We start from the raw sequence: 566 nt of genomic DNA on the forward strand, positions 1-566 counted from the left end.
GCTTTTCGCAGCTTATCACGTCTTTCATCGGCTCTTAGTGCCAAGGCATCCACCCTGCGCTCTTTCTTGCTTGGCCTTGACAGATACCATAGCGTTGGTACCTGACGGCTTGGGTTTGTTGCTTGGTTTTTGTTACTTTATTACTATTCGCTGTATTGCTACAGCGCCTCGTTTTCGTCTCTATCTTTACGTTTAACGTATTCTAGATGTTTCGTATATGCAGTTTTCAAGGTACATGCTCATGTGAACAAGATCACATGCGGCTGAAATATTTTATCAGCCATCTAAACACAAAAATGATTTTATGCTTGGATCACTGGTAAAACCAGTTATCAATAACAGCGCTTCCCCGCTGGTGTGGGTTAGCATCCATATTTGATACCCAGATGCCTGTTCTATTTTGTAGGCTTTTCTGTTCCCCAGCCTTTTTTAAAGGGATTCCGGCAGCCACCTGCTTTCCCATGCCGTCTCCAGCATAGTATCATCGGCCTCCCAGGTCTTAACCATCGTGTTCGGGATGGGTACGGGTGTGACCCCTGGGCGTATCGCCACCGGAAATATTCGGT

The 566-nt window shown here is 46.1% G+C and carries 2 rRNA genes; both read right to left on the reverse strand.

The window, feature by feature from the left end:
• A 23S ribosomal RNA gene (locus CI595_RS25770) occupies positions 1-76 on the reverse strand; the annotation flags it as partial.
• A 362-nt stretch (positions 77-438) separates the two neighbouring features.
• Positions 439-556, reverse strand: a 5S ribosomal RNA gene (rrf, locus tag CI595_RS25775).
• Between the last annotated feature and the right edge of the window lie 10 nt (positions 557-566).

Source organism: Blautia hominis, from assembly GCA_002270465.1.
GTDB classification, from domain to species: domain Bacteria; phylum Bacillota; class Clostridia; order Lachnospirales; family Lachnospiraceae; genus Blautia; species Blautia hominis.